Here is an 18,304-nt window from a genome sequence, read left to right as displayed (position 1 = left end):
GATATACTCTATTGAACTCAAAACATCTACTACAACTTCAGCGAATGCGTCGGCATCCTCTATAGGGCACGCAAAAGCCAGTGTTATCAGTTTCTTGCTGTTCGTGGTGACGTATGAAAAATGATAGAGCTCATTTTCGCCCGAAGAACTCACATATTCCATCCAGTAGTAATTCTGGTCATTTACCACAAAATCCTTTCCGTGTGCCCAAAGCTCAAAATCATCCATCGACAACGAAAGCGTGTACATGTATATCGGCACCAGGACATCCAGCTCGTTTTCTTTTTCAATAGTCTGTTTGCCAAAATTGTAAGCAAAGGTGTGTCCTCTGTTGTTCTGATACATCGCTCTGTACTCACTCTGCTCCATGAGCTTAAACCCCTCCGGAACGACAAATGCAAAATCCAGACTGTTCTGAGAATGCACGGCAGGCACCATAAAAGTGCTCACAAAGAGTATCAGGTGCAACAGCTTAATCATCTCTGAAACGTGCCTTTACTCAATTTCATCAAGAATCACTCCGATTTCCATGGCGTAATGCAAGGGGTCGCGGGGCATGTTGTGCTCAATGTGATAGGTGTAGGTGCCGGTTTCAGAAAAAGTTTTATTTGGCTCCACGAGGTGTTCACTGTCCCAGATATCAAAGCCGGGCTCACCCATATAATCCCCGTTTTCATCGCGTATGGAAAGTTCGTATTCGTAAACGGATTCTTTGCCGGACGGCGAAATTTCGGTCACTTTAACCAAGGCTACGCGGTATTGGTAGCCATTTGCGTAGCGAAATGCCAGGCGCAGATGGTATTCGCCGGGGATTTCAATCGGCACCTTAAAGGTTTTAACATCTTCCTTCAACCACTCTATTTGGGGAGAGAGTTTCTGGTGTTCAACAAATACGCGGCCTTCGGGGTGACAAGCTGCCCCCAATAGAGCGATCGTAACATACAGCCATAGGTTCTTCATGGGTCAAAGCTTTGCTGCACAATATGCAAAGAAACTTTTGAATGGGGTTGAAGTAACCAACATCAAGAATCGCGACAGCAATCCTGCCAAAAAACGTCATTTCTTATTGTAAGCCGGAGGCCTCGATAGACTTAGCAGCCTAGCGAGTCGATACGCTAATCCGGGTCTTCACCGGGTTTAGAGCATATTCGGCTGTTTTAGCGCCGTAACGAACTTGCAGGAGAAATAGCCTCCGAAACAGTCTAAGCTACCTGACCTCAGTACACCACCTCGCTATGCCCAGTAACACTTTGATTCCGAAAACCAAAAAACTAACTTAGCCCCCTAACCTTTACACTTTCATTTATGAGACAAGTATTTTTACTTTTTGCGCTTGCCCTTATGCTGGGTCCGTTTATGGGCTGCAAAAAAACGGAGCTGGAAGGCGCCTATGCCAACTACCAGGGAAGCTGGTACGGCCCGGGTATTCAGATGACGCTGTACTCCAACGGCAGGGCCGACTACACCGAATACAGTGGTAGCGCCACGAAAACCATTACCGGTGGACGGTTGGTTATTGACAGCAGCACGCTCCGCATTTCGGCTCTTTTTGTAAACCAGCGCTTCAATATTGACCAGGCTCCCAAGCAAACAGAATACGGTTGGACGATGGTGCTGGACGGGAAGACTTTTCAGAAGTAGTGCAAAAAAAAAAGACCCCGGTAAATTCGGGGTCTTTTTGGAGGTTCCGAGCGGATTCGAACCGCTGTACGAGGTTTTGCAGACCTCTGCCTAGCCACTCGGCCACGGAACCTTCTTAAAAAGGGCACGCAAAGTTAGCTTTTTTACGTAGCCATCAAAAATTACGTTTCAAAAATGCTCAGCCCGTGATCTCAATGCTCACTTCACGGGCCATTCCGTTGATGGGTGGGTTGATTTTAGCCACTTGTACCGTAACCTGTTTCAACATGTTAAACTCGGCTTTAGTGGCCTCAATGATGCGCCTGCCAACGTGTTCCAAAAGTTTGGACCTCACCGCCATTTGTTCGCGCACAATTTCATGCACGCGCACATAGTCAATGGTTTCGTCGAGCTTGTCGCTGGCAGCGGCCGATGAAAAGTCGCAGTGCAAGGAAACATCTACCCTGTATTCACTACCTATCAGCGACTCTTCCTCCAGGCAGCCATGATAGGCATACACCGTAATACCGCTTACCCTGATAATCCCCATTAGCCCAGTTTTTGTAATCCAGACTCCATGCGAGCCAAGACCTCCTCGCGCCCCAATAGCTCGCAAACATCAAACAACGAAGGTCCCATTCCCTGCCCTGTAATCAATACCCGCAGGTTGGGCATTACGGCACCAAAACCAAGCCCTTTTTGCTCCAGCAAGGCTTTGAACACCTCTTCAGCACCTGCAGCGTTGAAACTTTCCACGGCAGCAAAGCGCTCCTTGAGCTCGCGCAGCACGGCCGGGGTATCTTCTTTCCACTTCTTTTTCAGCGTACCCTCGTCGTATTTCGAGGGCCGCTGAAACAAGTAGAGTCCCTCCAGCATATCCACTACAAACACCGCGCGCTCCTTCAGGAGGGCCACCACGCGAACTACGTAGCTCAGGTCAGCCTCTATGCCATGATCTTTAATATGCGGCATCAATGACCGGGCAAGGCTTTCGTCAGACTGCAGCCTCAGGTAGTGCTGATTGAACCAACGCGCTTTGTCGGGGTCGAATTTGGATCCGGACTTCCCAACACGCTCCAGGCTGAAGGCCTCCACAAGTTCATCCAGTGTAAAAAACTCCTGGTTGTTGCCCGGATTCCACCCCAGCAGGGCGAGCATGTTGATAAATGCCTCGGGAAAGTATCCGTTCTCACGGTAACCCGAAGATTTATCACCGCTCACAGGGTCCGTCCACTCAAGCGGAAATACGGGGAAACCCAGCCTGTCGCCGTCGCGCTTGCTGAGTTTGCCGTTGCCATCGGGCTTCAACAGCAGGGGTAGATGCGCAAACTCCGGTGCCTCCCAGCCAAGGTGCTGATAGAGCAATACATGCAACGGTGCTGAGGGCAGCCATTCTTCACCCCTAATTACGTGAGAAATGTTCATCAAGTGGTCATCTACAATGTTGGCGAGGTGGTAGGTTGGCATGCCGTCGCTTTTGTAGAGCACTTTATCGTCCAGCTGGTTGCTGTTCACCACAACCCATCCCCGTATGATATCTTGCACGCGAATTTCCTCGTTGCGGGGCATTTTGATGCGAATCACATACGAGTCACCGGCATCGAGCCTTGCTTTCACCTCATCTTCAGAGAGGGTGAGCGAATTTTTCATGCTGCTGCGGGTAATGTTGCTGTACTGCCAGGAGGCCACACCTGCCCGTTTGGCGCGCTCGCGCACAGCATCCAGTTCTTCGGGGGTATCAAAAGCATAGTAGGCGTGGCCGCTTTCTATCAACTGATCGGCGTATTGGCGGTACAGGTTCTTTCGCTCGGACTGTCGGTAGGGACCGTCGTTTCCTCCAAAAGATTGCCCCTCATCAGGCACAATGCCACACCATTTCAGGCTTTCGATGATGTACTCTTCAGCCCCCGGTACAAACCGTGTTTGATCGGTATCTTCAATTCGCAGCAAGAAGGTCCCTCCGTGCTTTTTGGCAAAAAGGTAATTGTACAGTGCTGTGCGCACTCCGCCCATGTGAAGAGGCCCCGTAGGGCTGGGAGCAAATCGCACTCGAACCGGCTTTTCAGTCATGCTTTCAAAATTTTGCGCAAAGATAGCAGAATGGACGCGCAACAAAACGCATCGAACGCTTGTGTGTTCTGCAAATTCTGTAATATTACAAGCTGAACCAATAACCAATCTGTATGCGATTTTTATTACCCCTCATTGCCCTGTTGGGTTTCTCTTTGAATGCTGCTGCCCAGTGTGGTACATGCACGCCTGACACCTCATGTGTGCTCACTCCGGCTTTTCCGACGCTTTGTCCGGAAACACTGCCTGACGCCACAGCGGGCGAGTTTTACGAAACCGATATTCACTTTTACCTGCCCTCAGAGTTTTTTGAGCCCGACGCCGGTCTGGACGTACAGTTTTTGCAGGTGCAGGTTACGGGAACCACTGGCCTTCCTTTTGGCCTGAGCGTGGAGCTGAATCAGCCCAACGGTCTGTACATACCTTCAGAAAATGAGCACGGCTGCGCACGAATTTGCGGTACCCCGTTGAGCGCGGGTAATTTCACCATTAACATCAACATTGTAGCCACGGTGTTTGTGCCCTCTTTTGGTATTGAGCTGAACCAGCCACAAGCCTTTACGCTCGATTTAACTGTGCTTCCGGGCTCAGGCGGAAACTTTTCGTTTATCTTCGATACCAACGTGGGGTGCGACTCTGCAGTGGTGCAGTTTGAAGGCCTGCTCAACGCCTCCCCCAACCCCACTTCATGGAGTTGGGATTTTGGAAACGGTGAAACCAGTGATCAGCAGGTGCCTCCGGCTCAGCTCTTCCCCGACACCGGCACTTACGAAGTAACACTTGAAACCACGTTCTATCAGTTTGTGATTACCGAGGTGCATGTGCTTTCGGTAAACGACAACTGGTGCGGAGATATTGAAGAGCCTACCTGCTCTGGACTTTTTGGCATTTTGCCCGACATTTACGTCCAAATTCGCGATGCAAACTCCAACCTCATTTACCAGTCTCCGTCCACCAGCAATACGCTAACCGGAAGCTGGACGGGCCTCACTGTCATCGCCAACAACGGGCCTTATACCATTCAGGTGTGGGATGAAGACTTAATCTCGGCGGACGACGACCTTGGGATTTTTGCCTTCGATATTTCGGGGCCTGGAGTAATTAATTTCAGCGAGCCTACAGGCACTGCCGGCTTCCTGGTGGTTGACATTTCGCCCACAGAGGTGTTTACCAATACGGAAACCATCACGGTATTCCCTGCTCCGCATCCTGTGGTCACCCAATCAGGTAACAACCTTGTGGTAAATGAAGACAGCACATTTATCGCCTATACGTGGTACTTCAACGGCAGCGTGATACCCGGCGGAACGGAAAGCTCCCTGTTCAACCCCGCGCCGGGGGTGTATCACGTAGAGGTACAGAACGGCTTTGGCTGCAGCAACATGAGTGCTCCGTTTATCCTCTGCCCCAATCCTGCTCTCAATTACAACGCCAGCACCGGCTTGTTGAGCACGCCTGGAAACTACAGCAGTTACCAGTGGTATTATGAGGGCAACCCGATTTCCGGAGCTACACAATCGTTCTTCACCGTTTCAGAATTTGGATGGTACAGCTTGTTCATCACCACAGACTACGGCTGTGAGGTAATGTCGGATTCGCTGTTGGTATGCCCCGCCGTAAGTATTACTGTTGGTGCCGATGGTGCTACGCTATCCGTTCCTGATATGTTTGAAACCTATCAATGGGTTTTCAATGGGATTCCCGTGCAAGGAGCGAACGGCCCCGTGCTCGTTACTGAAACGGCCGGCAATTACTGGGTAATTGTAACCACTGACTACGGTTGTACGATCACCTCCTCTATTGCGCAAAGCACCGTATCGGTTCAGGAGCACAAACTCAGCCCTGCTCAGTTTACTCTCTTTCCGAACCCCGCGCGCGAAGGGTTCAACCTTCGCACGCACACAGAACTGGATCGCGATGTAGAAATTACCCTGATAGACCTTCAGGGGCGACTGGTGCGAAACTACGGTCAACTCAACCGTCACAACCTCAATTATCAGTACTTCAGCCTGGAGGGAATTGCTACGGGCACCTATCTGGTGGTTCTCACCCACGAAGAAGGCCGGGCCTCCCTGCGCATCGTGGTGTTCTGATTCCACAGGTAAACGGACATAACAATACAAAGCAGCCGCCTTAGAGCGGCTGTTTTTTGTTTGGTATGCCTGGTATACACACAGGGGTGTCGTCCTAAAGTAGGTTGACACAACCCGGAATGCGGACACGATGGGTGTTTCGCGAGGGGAATCTCTTGAGAGTTGAGGTGTGAAAGCCCCCTATCTCACCTCAAACTTGCCGAGAAGAATACTTTACCTGGCGTCAGATTTGTTCAGTGGACGGCAATGTTAGGTTGATTACCTCCCTTTACCCCCTACTCGATTGCCCGAAACAAATGTTAAAGACCCATTGGCCCTTCTGTTGCATGCGAATAACCCGTAACTTTGGTAGTTGGCCGTAAAACATCCCGGCCCGAATGACGTTCAAGAACCGTGAAGCAAGCAGAAAACAACAGTTACCGCGAGTTACTCGACAAGCTCGACGCGTTTACCCGAAAGTATTACAAGAACCAGATTATCCGCGGTGTGCTATACAGCGTGGGGCTCATTCTGGCGTCCTACCTCGTGCTGGCCCTGCTGGAGTATTTCGGGAACTTCACACCGGTTATCCGGAGCATCATGTTTTACAGCCTCCTGCTCGGCTCACTCGGGCTGATGGTGCACTACATTGCCATTCCGTTGATGCGCCTGATGCGTTTGGGAAAGCTCATCTCGCACGAGCAGGCAGCGCGTATTATTGGTAAGCATTTTACCCATGTGCAAGACAAGCTGCTCAACACCCTTCAGCTTGAGTCGCAGCACCGCAGCAACCCCAGTCCGCTGCTGCTGGCCAGTATCGAGCAAAAAACCAGAGAGCTGCGTCCGGTTCCCTTTACCGATGCCATCAATTTAAGTGAAAACAAGCGCTACCTCAAATACGCGCTTCCGCCGTTTATGGTGATGGTGGTACTTTTGATTGCCGCGCCAAACGTGCTGACAGACTCCACCACGCGTATTGTGCGCCACACCGAGGCCTTTGAGCCAGTTGCTCCTTTTCAGTTTGTGATTCAGAATGAATCGTTGGAGGCCGCCACGCAGGAAGACTTTTTGCTCACATTGCAAATGCAGGGCGATGCCATTCCTGAAAACGTGTACATCGTGGCCAGTGACCAGCGCAGCCGCATGAAGAAAGAAGGTACAAGCCGTCACCTGCACAAATTCCGGTCGGTGCAGGCCGATGTTCCTTTTTGGTTTGAAGCGGGCGGATTTCGCTCGGAAGTGTACGTGCTTAAAGCATTGGCCGCTCCTGTGCTGCTTCACTTTTCGGTGCAGCTTGAGTACCCAAAATACACAGGTCGTCCAGCCGAATCTTTTCGCAACACGGGCAACATTACCGTGCCAGAAGGAACGTTGATATCCTGGCAGTTTCACACCAAAGATGTAGATGACCTCCGGATGTGGATGAACGGGCAATGGCAGTCGTTGAGCCGCTCAGGTTCAGGTCGATTTGACTTTGCCGCACAGGCAAACGAGGATCAACGCTACGCTGTGCAAGCCACCAATAAACTTGTGCAGCGTCGCGACAGCCTGCCCTTTCGCATACAGGTGGTTCCCGACCGTTACCCAACCATTGAGGTTGAAGAGCGCTCGGACACCGCAAGCCAGAAATTGAAGTATTTCAACGGGTTGATCAAGGACGACTACGGCTTTACGCGACTCACCTTCAACTACCGCTTTGCCGAAACCAAGGACGAAACACGGCCCCGCGATTTGCAGCGCGTTAATCTGGGTGTAGCCGCAGACCAAACCCAACAGCAGTTCTTCCACTTCTGGAATTTGCGTGAATTAGGGCTCAAAGCCGGCGAGTCGGTTGAGTATTTTTTTGAAGTGTGGGACAACGATGGCGTAAACGGCGCGAAATCCAGTCGCTCACAAACCCTGCAGTACCGTGCCCCTACCCATGATGAGCTAGTAGCTGAGCGCGACGACAGCAATCGCCAGATTAAAGAAGATCTCGAAAAGAGCATGAAAGAAGCGCGAATGCTGCAAAAGGAAGCGGAAGAGTTGAGTCGGGAACTACTCGAGAAAAAGGAACTCACCTGGCAAGACCAAAAGAAGCTGGAAGATTTGGTGAAGAAGCAACAAAATATGCAGAAGCGCATTGACCAGATGAAAGAGCAGCAAAAGCGGAGCAATATGCGCCAGGAGGAGTACCAACAAGTTGACGAACAAATTCTGGAAAAGCAGCGCCGGCTGGAAGAGCTGTTTGACCAGATTATGACCGACGAAATGCGCGAAATGTACGAGCGCCTTGAGGAGTTGATGGAAAAACTCGACAAGGATAAGATTCAGGAGGAGCTCGACCAGATGAAATGGGACAACAAAGACGTGGAAAAAGAGTTGGATCGCGCGCTGGAGCAATTCAAGCAGCTGGAGCTTGAAATGAAGATGGAAGAAACACTCGATAAGCTGGAAGAACTGGCCAAAGAGCAGGAAGAGCTGGCGCAGGAAACCGAGTCTGGAGAAATGGACAGTGATGACTTAAAGGAGAAGCAGGATGCGCTGAATGAAAAGTTTGAAGAGCTGCGGAAAGACCTGGAAGACATTAAAGAGAAAAACGCCGACCTGGAAAACCCCATGGACATGGAAGATACCGGCCCCATGGAGGAATCCATTCAGCAAGATATGCAGGACAGCTCCGACCAGCTTCAGCAGGATCAGAAAGACAAAGCCTCTGAATCGCAACAAAACGCTTCACAGCAAATGAAGCAAATGGCCAACGCAATGGCGGCAATGATGGCAGCCCAGCAAGAAGAGTCTGCCCAGGAGAATATGGATGACCTTCGACGCTTGCTCAACAACCTGATTCAGCTTAGCTTCGATCAGGAGGACATCATGGAAGAGCTGGCCAGTATAGACAAAAAAGACCCTCGTTACACCGAGTTGTCCCAATTGCAACGAAAGGTGAAAGACGACGCGAAAATGGTTGAAGATAGTTTGTTTGCACTCTCCAAACGCGTAGAGCAATTGCAAAGTATCGTGAACCGCGAAATTTCAGCCATCAATCAAAACATGGGTAAAACCATTGAACATCTCGCCGAGCGCCAGACCCCTCAGGCGCGTACGCACCAACAATACGTAATGACCGCTATCAACAACCTTGCACTACTATTGGACGAAGCGCTGCAGCAAATGCAACAGCAAATGGCCCAGGGTCAGCCCGGCACGGGAAACTGCCAAAAACCCGGCGGACAGGGCAGCAAACCCTCTCCTTCTTCCTTGCAGCAAATGCAGGATCAGCTTGGTAAGAAAATAGCCGAGATGGAAAAAATGATGGGGCAGAACAAAGGCAAAACGGGTAGCGGGGGCAAAGACGGCATGAGCAAGGAGCTCGCCAAAATGGCCGCAGAGCAGGCCGCCATTCGGAAAGCCATTGAGCAGATGGCTCAGGAACTCAACAAAGACGGCTCCGGTTCAGGCAATGAGTTGAACAAACTCGCCAAAGAGATGGAGGAAATCGAGAAAGACATTGTGAACAAGAACATCCGACCTGAGACCCTACGTCGCCAACAGGATATTATGATCCGGCTTCTGGAATCAGAGCGCGCCGAGCGAGAGCGTGAACTGGATGAAAAACGCGAAAGCAAGGAAGCAAAAGATTATTCACTTAGTAACCCTGGCGAGTTTTTCGAGTATAATCAGCGAAAGCAACGCGAGATTGAACTGCTTAAAACCATGCCTCCGTCGCTCAAGCCATACTACAAAAACAAAGTCAACGAATATTTCATTAAATTTGGCCTCTGACCATGATTTCATCTGACCCACTGACTATGTCACCCGACATCAAGAAAGTAGCGATTGACTCTCGCGTGGAAAACATCGCTGTGATTGAAAAGATGATTGACGACATCTGTGCCGAACACGGTATAACCGAGGAGCACTACGGCAACATCCTGATAGCAATCACCGAAGGCGTAAACAACGCCATTACCCATGGAAACCGCGAAAACCCGGAGGCTAAAGTGACCGTGGAGTTCATTACCAACAACGGCAAGCTTACCTGCAAAATTACAGATGAAGGTCCGGGTTTTGATTACGAAAACGTGCCCGACCCAACCTCGCCCGAAAACCTCGAAAAACCAAACGGTCGGGGGGTTTTCCTGATGCGCCACTTAGCAGACTCCGTTTCGTTTGAAGATAATGGCGCGGTGGTTGAGCTCAATTTCAACAACCTGAAATAGCGCTTTGCAGTGACGCGCAAATTGCCGTTTTACTTCTTTAACGAAGACCTCCCTTACCGGCTCACCCAAAAATCTGAAATCCGCAACTGGCTTGTGACTGCCGTTGAAGATCACCAACGCGAAGTGCGCGAGGTGAATTACATCTTTTGCAGCGATCATTATCTGCACCAGATTAATAAGCGCTTTTTGCGCCACGACGACTTTACCGATATCATCACCTTTGATTACGCCGAAGACCATCGCTTGCGGGCAGATGTGTATATCAGCATCGAACGAGCCCGCGAAAACGCAGCCACCTATAACGTGAGCGTGCCCGACGAGGTACACAGGCTGCTTATTCACGGATTGCTGCACCTGTTGGGCTACGCCGACAAGAGCCCCACCGAGCAGGAGAACATGAGGCAAAAGGAGGATTATTACCTATCTTTGCGGGGCTTTTAACAGCCTATATGCTTGCAAAATACGACATTATTGTAGTGGGTGCCGGGCACGCCGGCAACGAAGCTGCCGCAGCCGCTGCCAACTTGGGGTCATCCGTGCTGCTTATCACCATGAACATGAATGCCATAGGGCAAATGTCGTGCAACCCTGCTATGGGAGGTATTGCCAAGGGTCAGATTGTCAGAGAGATAGATGCCTTAGGGGGATACTCCGGCATTGTTACCGACCTCAGTATGATACAGTTCAGAATGCTGAACAGAAGCAAAGGACCCGCCATGTGGAGCCCCCGTACCCAAAACGACCGTATGCGTTTTGCTGAAGAGTGGCGCATGATGCTCGAGCAAACTCCCGGGGTAGATTTCTGGCAGGATATGGTGTCGGGAATTTTGGTGCGGGGCGACAAGGTATGCGGGGTGAGAACAAGTATGGGCCTTGAAATAGAGAGCAGGGCTGTGATATTGACCAATGGTACCTTTCTCAACGGTTTGATTCACCTGGGTGAGAAACAGTTTGGCGGAGGACGCGCAGGCGAACGAGCGGCAACGGGAATCACTGAACAACTTCGCGACCTCGGTTTTCGAAGTGGTCGTATGAAAACCGGTACTCCTCCCCGTATTGACGGTCGCTCGCTGGACTACTCCAAAATGGAAGAGCAGAAAGGCGACGAAATTCCCGGTAAATTTTCTTTCCACCCTTCCACTTCGCCGCTCCAAAACCAACGAAGCTGTCACATCACCTACACCAATAACACGGTTCACGATATTCTGCGCACAGGTTTTGATAAGTCGCCGATGTTTAACGGGCGTATCGAAGGATTAGGACCCCGGTATTGCCCGTCTATTGAAGATAAAATTGAGCGCTTTTCCGATCGCGACCGGCACCAGATTTTTGTGGAGCCGGAGGGCTGGAGAACCATTGAAATATACGTGAACGGGTTTTCTACGAGTTTACCCGAAGACGTCCAGATGCGAGCCTTGCGCGAAATTCCCGGTTTTGAGAATGCAAGAATGTTCCGTCCCGGATATGCCATCGAATACGACTTCTTCCCTCCTACGCAGCTATATCACAGCCTGGAAACCAAAGTGGCTTCAGGGCTTTATTTTGCGGGACAGATCAACGGAACAACCGGCTATGAAGAAGCGGCGTGTCAGGGGCTCATGGCGGGCATCAATGCTCATCTCAAAATCCGTGAGCAGGATCCGTTTGTACTCGACCGTTCCGAAGCCTACATCGGCGTGCTCATTGACGATCTTGTGACCAAAGGAACGGATGAACCCTACCGGATGTTTACCTCAAGGGCCGAATACCGAATCATGTTGCGTCAGGACAATGCCGACGAGCGCTTGACTCCCAAATCGCACGCCCTTGGCCTTGCATCCGAAGAGAGGATGAAACTGGTTGAAGAGAAGCGGCGGCACTATGAGCACGTGCTTCAATTTTTCAACGTCACCAGTTGTGAACCAAACGAAATGAACCCCGTTCTGGAGCGCGAAAAATCCAGTCCGCTGAAGCAAAAAGTAAAGCTTTCACAAGTCATCACGCGCCCGGGTATTACGCTGCACGAATTGTGCGAGGGCTCTTCAGCCCTGAAAGACTATTTGCACACAAACGACATCCGCGAGGATGCGCTTCAGCAAGCTGAGATACTGATGAAGTACGAGGGCTACATTTCGAAGGAACATGAGATGGCCGAAAAGTTTGCGCGTCTCGAGCATATACGCCTGAACCCCGACCTCAATTATTGCCAGCTTACTGCCCTTTCGGCTGAAGCCAGGGAAAAACTTTCAGAAATCAAGCCCGCCACCATGGGTCAGGCCTCGCGAATCAGCGGTGTATCGCCCGCCGATATTTCGGTGCTAATGGTGTACGTGGGTCGTTAATGTTTCACGTGGAACACTCAAAAAATAGCTCCGTTTGTCCTGTTTGTTCAAACGGCAACCGGTCTCATTTTCTCGATACGCGCGATTGGTTTTTGTCTGATGAACCCTTTTCATTGATCCGTTGTGGTACGTGTGAAACACTTCAAACAAAACCCCAGCCTCCCCCGTCAGAAATTTCCAGGTATTACCAGTCTGAAGAATATGTGTCGCATTCCGACTCTCAAAAAGGACTTGTTGCATACCTGTACCAGCGCGTAAAACAAATCACCCTGCGCTCCAAACTCAATCTGGTTAAAAAGCATCTCAACGGCGAAAACCTCCTCGATTTTGGGTGTGGTACCGGAGATTTTCTCAACTACTGCCGGCAAAAAAATATCTCATGCATCGGGCTGGAACCGGATGCACAAGCAAGAGACCGCGCCATTGAAAAAGGAGTAGAAGCATATCCGGCTCATCAGCTTTCGTCGCTAAAAACCAGCTTTGGCGTGATTACTCTTTGGCACGTATTGGAACACACCTACGACCCAGTCCAAACTTTGCGCCAGTTGCAATCTAAGCTTGTTCCACGTGGAACCATCATCATTGCTGTACCAAACTACAAGTCTTTTGATGCACAACATTACCACGAACATTGGGCCGCCTATGACGTGCCGCGGCATCTGTTTCACTTCTCCCAAAAGTCCATGGAGCACCTGGCCCAAAAAATAGGCATGAGTATCACACACACCATTGCAATGCCTTTTGATGCTTTTTACGTCTCTATCCTCAGTGAAAAATACAAGCAGGGGAATATGGCAAAAGGCATTTTTAAGGGCGCACAATCCAACATCAGGGCACTTTCCAACGCAGAATGGTCGAGTCTGATCTACGTTTTGCAAAGTCGCGACGATAAACTGCCCGTTTTTGCATCAACTGCCCCCGCTGGTGCAACATGATTCCTTCACCCAGAAGTTCCTTAAACCGGCCCGGCACTATAACTTGCTGTTTATCTGTGTTTTTCGGGCACCGCCCACCATTCAACCCCATCAAAGCCATCTTCCATACAACAATACATAAGTCTGCTTCAAAGTAAGTAGCTTTGTGCCTCCAAAAACATTTCATCATGATCGAGACAACACTTCCCATTGCAGCCGAAATGAAAGAACTCGGCATCAAGCACACCAACCTCGGGTGTTCCACGGGTAAAAACTTCTTAGCTTCAGGCAGTGAAATCCTGAGTTCTTCTCCTGTAGATGGTCAACCCATTGCATCTGTTCAGGCCGCCACACGAGAGGATTATGACGCTGTAATGGAAAAAGCTCTCAGCGCATTCAAAGTATGGCGACAGGTTCCTGCGCCCAAGAGAGGCGAAATTGTGCGACAATTTGGCGACGCCCTCAGAGAACACAAAGCCGCATTGGGTAAACTTGTTTCCTATGAAATGGGTAAGTCTTTGCAAGAAGGTCTGGGTGAGGTTCAGGAAATGATAGATATATGCGATTTTGCCGTAGGTCTTTCGCGACAACTTTACGGCCTTACCATGCACTCTGAACGACCCGGACACCGTATGTACGAGCAGTATCATCCGCTGGGCGTAGTTGGAATCATCTCAGCCTTCAATTTTCCGGTAGCAGTATGGTCGTGGAACGCGGCCCTCGCATGGGTGTGCGGAGATGTTTGCGTGTGGAAACCATCCGAAAAAGCGCCTTTATGTTCAATCGCGTGTCAGAATATCTGGAACAAAGTAGCGGAGGCCAACAACCTGCCCGAAGGTATTTCGTGCATCATCAACGGCGATTACAAAGTAGGAGAATACCTGAGTCATGACAAAAACATTCCTTTGGTTTCGGCAACCGGTTCAACCCGCATGGGTCGCATTGTTGGAGCAGCCGTTGCACAACGCCTCGGTAAATCGCTTCTGGAACTGGGAGGAAACAACGCCATTATCGTAACACCCAACGCAGACCTCAAGCTCACCATTATCGGGGCTGTATTTGGCGCCGTAGGAACCGCCGGACAGCGCTGCACCTCTACACGACGCCTTATCATCCACGAAAGCAGCTACGACACCGTGGTAGAAAAACTAAAGGCAGCCTATTCACAATTAAAAATTGGATCTCCTCTGGATTCATCCAACCACGTGGGTCCTCTTATTGACACGGATGCCGTAGCTGCCTACCAAAAGGCCATCAACCAGGTAAAAGAACAGGGAGGAAACATGCTTGTAGAAGGTGGTGTATTAAGTGGTGAGGGTTACGAAAGTGGTTGCTATGTTCGCCCCTGCATAGCTGAGGTTCAAAACAATATGGCAATTGTACAAGCAGAAACATTTGCCCCAATTCTTTATGTGATGAAATACAGCACGCTCGATCAGGCAATTCAGATGCAGAACGGGGTAGATCAAGGACTTTCTTCCGCTATCATGACTCACAACCTCAAAGAAGCTGAACAATTCCTGGGTTACGCCGGCAGCGACTGTGGTATCGCAAATGTGAACATCGGTACCAGCGGTGCTGAAATAGGTGGTGCTTTTGGAGGAGAAAAGGACACCGGTGGAGGACGCGAATCCGGTTCTGATTCATGGAAAATCTATATGCGTCGTCAAACCAATACCATCAACTATTCCGACAACCTTCCTCTTGCTCAAGGTATCCAGTTCGACTTGTAGGAATCGTATTTTCCTGCAAAACCGCTTGCTACAATTTTTTTGAGCTTCATTACATTCGGAGCGTGAAACGGTATTTCGCTTTTGGTTTCCTCGTTTTAGCGCTCGTTGCTTGCAGCCCCAGCATGAAGCATGAGGATGTACGCGCTACCGCCTGGTTGGCCATCATGCATACAGACCACGGTGATGTACCGTTTCGGTTTACGCGGACCAACGACACATTCACCATTGTTAATGGCGAAGAACGAATCGTTCTGGAAAAGTCAGCAGTACAAAATGATACCGCATGGTTCACCTTTCCGCACTACGGGGGCACCATATCTTTTGTGCAACAAGATGCTGTACATATTACAGGCCAATGGCATCGCGACTGCGGCACGATAAGACTTCCGTTCACCGCTCAACCCGCATCAAGAGCTAAAGTCGCTCACAATCCATCTGCTTTCTTCGAGGTTGTTTTCAGGCCAAAGGAGCCCAATAGCTGGAATGCCGTAGGACAATTTCAACTGGGCGATGAATATGCGGGCGGGACTTTCCTCACGCCCACGGGAGATTATCGCTACCTTGAAGGACTAACCACCCGCGACGGTTTCTGGCTCACTAAATTCGATGGCAGATACTTGTATCTTTTTGACGCTTCATTCTCCGGTGATTCCATTCTCGGCACCTTCATGAGCACCAATAACCCACCTATGACATGGGTAGGACGACCCAAAACAAACGGCTCCGAGCTTGGAGCAATTAAACAGTCTCCCTTGGTGGAAAATCAACCCATGCAATTCTCGGCCTCCCGCTGGAATGGTGAGGAGGTTGAGTTCAACGAAGAATATTTCAAAGACAAAGTGACCATCGTTACCCTGTTTGGCAGTTGGTGTCCGAACTGCCACGATGAATTACGATTTTTAACTGAACTTCGATTTGAGAACGCGTTTGAAGTCATTCCTGTTGCGTTTGAATACGATACGGAACTTGCCGTATGCGAAGCTAAAATCAAGCGTCTTTTTCAAAATTTCAATATTCCTTTTGCATCATACTACGGCGGTCCCGCTCAGAAATCATTCGCCACAGAAAGGTTCCCCATGATTCAGTCGGTAGATGCCTATCCAACCACCATGTTTATTGATAAGAAAGGAAGGTTGCGCTACGCCACTTCGGGCTTTACCGGACCAGGCACTGCAGAACTGTACCAGCAATACACCTCCGGGATTGCCGCCATTGTTGCTGAGCTTACAGCTGAATAGCAATCACGGGGCGTCCACCACGTCAACTGTTATTTCTCTGCGGGTATTGGCAATGCTCCATGCGGTATTAAAAATCAGAGCCACCACATCCCGCATCTTTCCATATTGTATCTTGTCGGCAGTGTCTCCGGGCTTGTGATAATCTTCATGCACCCCACTGAAGTAAAAGATAGCCGGAATATCGTTCTTGATGAAATTGTAGTGGTCTGAGCGATAGTAAAACCTGTTGGGATCATTGGGGTCATTGTACTTATAATCAAGCGTAATATTGCAACACTCCTCATTGGTTTTTTCACTTATCTCGTGCAGCACCGAACTTAACTTATCCGAGCCAATTAAATAGACATAGCGACTATCTGGTTCGTATCGGTCATCATTCCGACCGATCATATCAACGTTGAGATTTGCCACGGTTTGCTCCAGGGGATACACCGGATTTCGCGTGTAATAATCCGAACCCAGCAATCCCTTTTCCTCTCCTGATACCGCAAGGAAAACCACAGATCGCATCGGAACATAACCCTGGTCTCTCGCCTCAGCGAGTACTCTTGCCATTTCCATCAATGCAACAGTTCCAGAACCATCGTCGTCTGCTCCGTTGTATACATCGTCGCCTTGCATACCCAAGTGGTCATAATGAGCGGTTAAAATCAGATATTCATCTTTCAAGGATGAACCCTCAATCATACCCAGCACATTCTCTGTTCCTATCAGTTCTCCTTCCTTAAGAACTTCAATCCTCCCCTCAGCTGCCACCTCAAAGCTAATAGCCTTGCCGCGCCCAGCCTGCAACCGTAACTTTTCAGGTTTATACGCTTTACCAAGTACCGCTTTGGCCATGGACGGAGATATATAGAACACCGACATGTCCGGTTCTTTGCCATTCTCTTTGGGCAGCGTCATACGCGGCATGGTGAGATAAAACCCCATGCGTTTCATGGCTTTTCCAAAATCTTCATTCACAATAAGCAGATTTCTCACTCCCCTGTTGCGAGCGGCATCCAGCTTCTTGCTGAAATCCTTGCTCCAATCCGTATTCAATTCAGAACCTGTGAGTAAAAAATCCCCATCCGCTTTTACGGGCTCACCCTCCCAGATTATGGCTGTTTCGGGGACTTTGGCAATAGTCGCATAATCGCTGTACAATGAATCATCCACACCATAACCCAAAAAATGCAACGACTTAAAATTTCGAAGACCCCTTGCAGCAAGGGGTTCGTAGAAATAAAAGTCAGAAAAAAAAGAGAATGTCTTTCCACCCACTATAATTGAACCACCATCAATCCTCACTTCCTTTACGTTAAAGGGTTGGTAGTAGGTTGAATCATTGGGTTTCTGCAGGCCCAATCTTTCAAAATGCCCCGCTATGTAATGCGCCGCCATCTTCTGTCCTTTTTTACCGGTTTCTCTGCCTTCAAATTCGTCAGACGCAATAACCTCAAGGTACTTTCTGAGTGAATCAACATGGATGTTTTTTCCATAGTGAGTACCTGTTGTATCGAATGGCTGGGCAGCACCAACAGCCACCAAGGCCAGGGTATAAACCCCTAAACAAAACCATTTCTTCATGGAGCAATTTTTTCAACCCTGCGTTGGTGTCTTCCTCCTTCAAATGAAGTATTCAAAAAAGCCTGAACCATCGCAAGAGCACCTTCCTCTGTCACAAAACGTGCCGGAATAGCCAGTACGTTGGCATCATTATGCTGTCGTGCGAGCTGGCTAATTTCCTCATTCCAGCAAAGAGCACAACGAATAGCGGCGTGTTTATTGGCGCTCATACTAACACCGTTGGCTGATCCACACAACACAATACCTACCTCACACTTACCATTCACTACATCCAACGATACAGCATGGGCGAAATCCGGATAATCTACACTGTCCGCACTATTTGTTCCATGGTCTGTTACATCATAACCCAACTCATTGAGCCAAGCGATAATACCTTGCTTCATTTCATAACCCGCATGGTCAGAACCAATTGCTATTTGTTTCATTATTCTTTCATTCAATTTTTACTTCCCAAAGGTAGCTAAATACTATGGGGTTAACGTTGTGTTCACTTTACTAACATTTGGTGGTCAATCCATGTGATGGTAGTGTTAAAAAACGTTGAAAACTTCATTAGGAAAAT

15 protein-coding genes and 1 tRNA gene are annotated in these 18,304 nt (G+C 49.4%); 9 read left to right on the top strand and 7 right to left on the bottom strand.

Annotated elements, in window-relative coordinates; all coding sequences use genetic code 11:
• Both EA392_06960 and EA392_06955 read right to left on the bottom strand, forming a co-directional pair.
• Positions 1–480 (bottom strand): hypothetical protein (locus EA392_06960; GenBank protein ID TVR39334.1); only part of this gene is annotated, 480 nt, incomplete at its 3' end.
• Between the two features lie 15 nt (positions 481–495).
• On the bottom strand, positions 496–960 hold the full coding sequence (locus EA392_06955) for a hypothetical protein (protein TVR39333.1): 465 nt from the start codon (positions 958–960) through the stop codon (positions 496–498).
• A gap of 345 nt (positions 961–1,305) precedes the next feature.
• Between EA392_06955 and EA392_06950 the strand changes: the two genes are divergently transcribed.
• Entirely contained in the window at positions 1,306–1,641 is a 336-nt protein-coding gene (locus tag EA392_06950; protein TVR39332.1) for a hypothetical protein, read from the top strand.
• A 38-nt stretch (positions 1,642–1,679) separates the two neighbouring features.
• On the opposite strand, the gene EA392_06945 is transcribed toward EA392_06950, so the two are convergent.
• The 3 genes from EA392_06945 to EA392_06935 all read right to left on the bottom strand — a co-directional run bounded on the left by EA392_06945 (position 1,680) and on the right by EA392_06935 (position 3,690).
• Positions 1,680–1,753 (bottom strand) — tRNA-Cys (locus EA392_06945).
• A 66-nt stretch (positions 1,754–1,819) separates the two neighbouring features.
• Entirely contained in the window at positions 1,820–2,170 is a 351-nt protein-coding gene (gene folB, locus EA392_06940; protein TVR39331.1) for a dihydroneopterin aldolase, read from the bottom strand.
• Positions 2,170–3,690, bottom strand: coding sequence for a glutamate--tRNA ligase (locus tag EA392_06935; GenBank protein TVR39330.1), 1,521 nt, complete (start codon positions 3,688–3,690; stop codon positions 2,170–2,172). Before EA392_06935 ends, folB begins: the two co-directional genes overlap by 1 nt.
• Before the next feature lie 113 nt (positions 3,691–3,803).
• Here EA392_06935 and EA392_06930 point away from each other — a divergent pair, with 113 nt between their 5' ends.
• The 8 genes from EA392_06930 to EA392_06895 all read left to right on the top strand — a co-directional run bounded on the left by EA392_06930 (position 3,804) and on the right by EA392_06895 (position 16,170).
• Entirely contained in the window at positions 3,804–5,783 is a 1,980-nt protein-coding gene (locus tag EA392_06930; GenBank protein TVR39329.1) for a T9SS C-terminal target domain-containing protein, read from the top strand.
• A gap of 393 nt (positions 5,784–6,176) precedes the next feature.
• A complete protein-coding gene (locus EA392_06925; GenBank protein TVR39328.1) occupies positions 6,177–9,527 on the top strand; it encodes a DUF4175 family protein in 3,351 nt (1,116 codons plus the stop codon).
• A 26-nt stretch (positions 9,528–9,553) separates the two neighbouring features.
• On the top strand, positions 9,554–9,964 hold the full coding sequence (locus tag EA392_06920) for an ATP-binding protein (protein ID TVR39327.1): 411 nt from the start codon (positions 9,554–9,556) through the stop codon (positions 9,962–9,964).
• A 21-nt stretch (positions 9,965–9,985) separates the two neighbouring features.
• Positions 9,986–10,405, top strand: a complete 420-nt coding sequence (ybeY, locus tag EA392_06915) for an rRNA maturation RNase YbeY (protein TVR39335.1) — start codon at positions 9,986–9,988, stop codon at positions 10,403–10,405.
• An 8-nt stretch (positions 10,406–10,413) separates the two neighbouring features.
• The gene (gene mnmG / locus EA392_06910) at positions 10,414–12,285 is read left to right on the top strand and encodes a tRNA uridine-5-carboxymethylaminomethyl(34) synthesis enzyme MnmG (protein TVR39326.1); all 1,872 of its coding nucleotides are present in this window, start codon (positions 10,414–10,416) and stop codon (positions 12,283–12,285) included.
• Positions 12,285–13,220, top strand: coding sequence for a class I SAM-dependent methyltransferase (locus EA392_06905; protein ID TVR39325.1), 936 nt, complete (start codon positions 12,285–12,287; stop codon positions 13,218–13,220). Before mnmG ends, EA392_06905 begins: the two co-directional genes overlap by 1 nt.
• Positions 13,221–13,387: 167 nt before the next feature.
• On the top strand, positions 13,388–14,932 hold the full coding sequence (locus tag EA392_06900; GenBank protein ID TVR39324.1) for an aldehyde dehydrogenase family protein: 1,545 nt from the start codon (positions 13,388–13,390) through the stop codon (positions 14,930–14,932).
• Positions 14,845–16,170 (top strand): TlpA family protein disulfide reductase, encoded by a 1,326-nt coding sequence (locus tag EA392_06895; protein ID TVR39323.1) that lies wholly within the window; start codon positions 14,845–14,847, stop codon positions 16,168–16,170. The genes EA392_06900 and EA392_06895 overlap by 88 nt, the downstream gene beginning before the upstream one ends.
• A gap of 3 nt (positions 16,171–16,173) precedes the next feature.
• On the opposite strand, the gene EA392_06890 is transcribed toward EA392_06895, so the two are convergent.
• Together EA392_06890 and rpiB are read right to left on the bottom strand one after the other, a co-directional pair.
• On the bottom strand, positions 16,174–17,739 hold the full coding sequence (locus EA392_06890) for a M28 family peptidase (GenBank protein ID TVR39322.1): 1,566 nt from the start codon (positions 17,737–17,739) through the stop codon (positions 16,174–16,176).
• Positions 17,736–18,167, bottom strand: coding sequence for a ribose 5-phosphate isomerase B (gene rpiB, locus EA392_06885; protein TVR39321.1), 432 nt, complete (start codon positions 18,165–18,167; stop codon positions 17,736–17,738). The genes EA392_06890 and rpiB overlap by 4 nt, the downstream gene beginning before the upstream one ends.
• Between the last annotated feature and the right edge of the window lie 137 nt (positions 18,168–18,304).

Source organism: Cryomorphaceae bacterium, assembly GCA_007695365.1.
In the GTDB taxonomy this organism is placed as follows: domain Bacteria; phylum Bacteroidota; class Bacteroidia; order Flavobacteriales_D; family SKUL01; genus SKUL01.
The sequence above is the reverse complement of the archived record's forward strand: the minus strand, read 5'-3'. Positions and strand labels throughout refer to the sequence as shown.

Coding starts and splice junctions, on each gene's coding strand:
- EA392_06955 (TVR39333.1), bottom strand. CDS start 960: ATGAAGAACCTATGGCTGTATGTTACGATCGCTCTATTGGGGGCAGCT.
- EA392_06950 (TVR39332.1), top strand. CDS start 1,306: ATGAGACAAGTATTTTTACTTTTTGCGCTTGCCCTTATGCTGGGTCCG.
- folB (TVR39331.1), bottom strand. CDS start 2,170: ATGGGGATTATCAGGGTAAGCGGTATTACGGTGTATGCCTATCATGGC.
- EA392_06935 (TVR39330.1), bottom strand. CDS start 3,690: ATGACTGAAAAGCCGGTTCGAGTGCGATTTGCTCCCAGCCCTACGGGG.
- EA392_06930 (TVR39329.1), top strand. CDS start 3,804: ATGCGATTTTTATTACCCCTCATTGCCCTGTTGGGTTTCTCTTTGAAT.
- EA392_06920 (TVR39327.1), top strand. CDS start 9,554: ATGTCACCCGACATCAAGAAAGTAGCGATTGACTCTCGCGTGGAAAAC.
- mnmG (TVR39326.1), top strand. CDS start 10,414: ATGCTTGCAAAATACGACATTATTGTAGTGGGTGCCGGGCACGCCGGC.
- EA392_06905 (TVR39325.1), top strand. CDS start 12,285: ATGTTTCACGTGGAACACTCAAAAAATAGCTCCGTTTGTCCTGTTTGT.
- EA392_06900 (TVR39324.1), top strand. CDS start 13,388: ATGATCGAGACAACACTTCCCATTGCAGCCGAAATGAAAGAACTCGGC.
- EA392_06895 (TVR39323.1), top strand. CDS start 14,845: ATGGAAAATCTATATGCGTCGTCAAACCAATACCATCAACTATTCCGA.
- EA392_06890 (TVR39322.1), bottom strand. CDS start 17,739: ATGAAGAAATGGTTTTGTTTAGGGGTTTATACCCTGGCCTTGGTGGCT.
- rpiB (TVR39321.1), bottom strand. CDS start 18,167: ATGAAACAAATAGCAATTGGTTCTGACCATGCGGGTTATGAAATGAAG.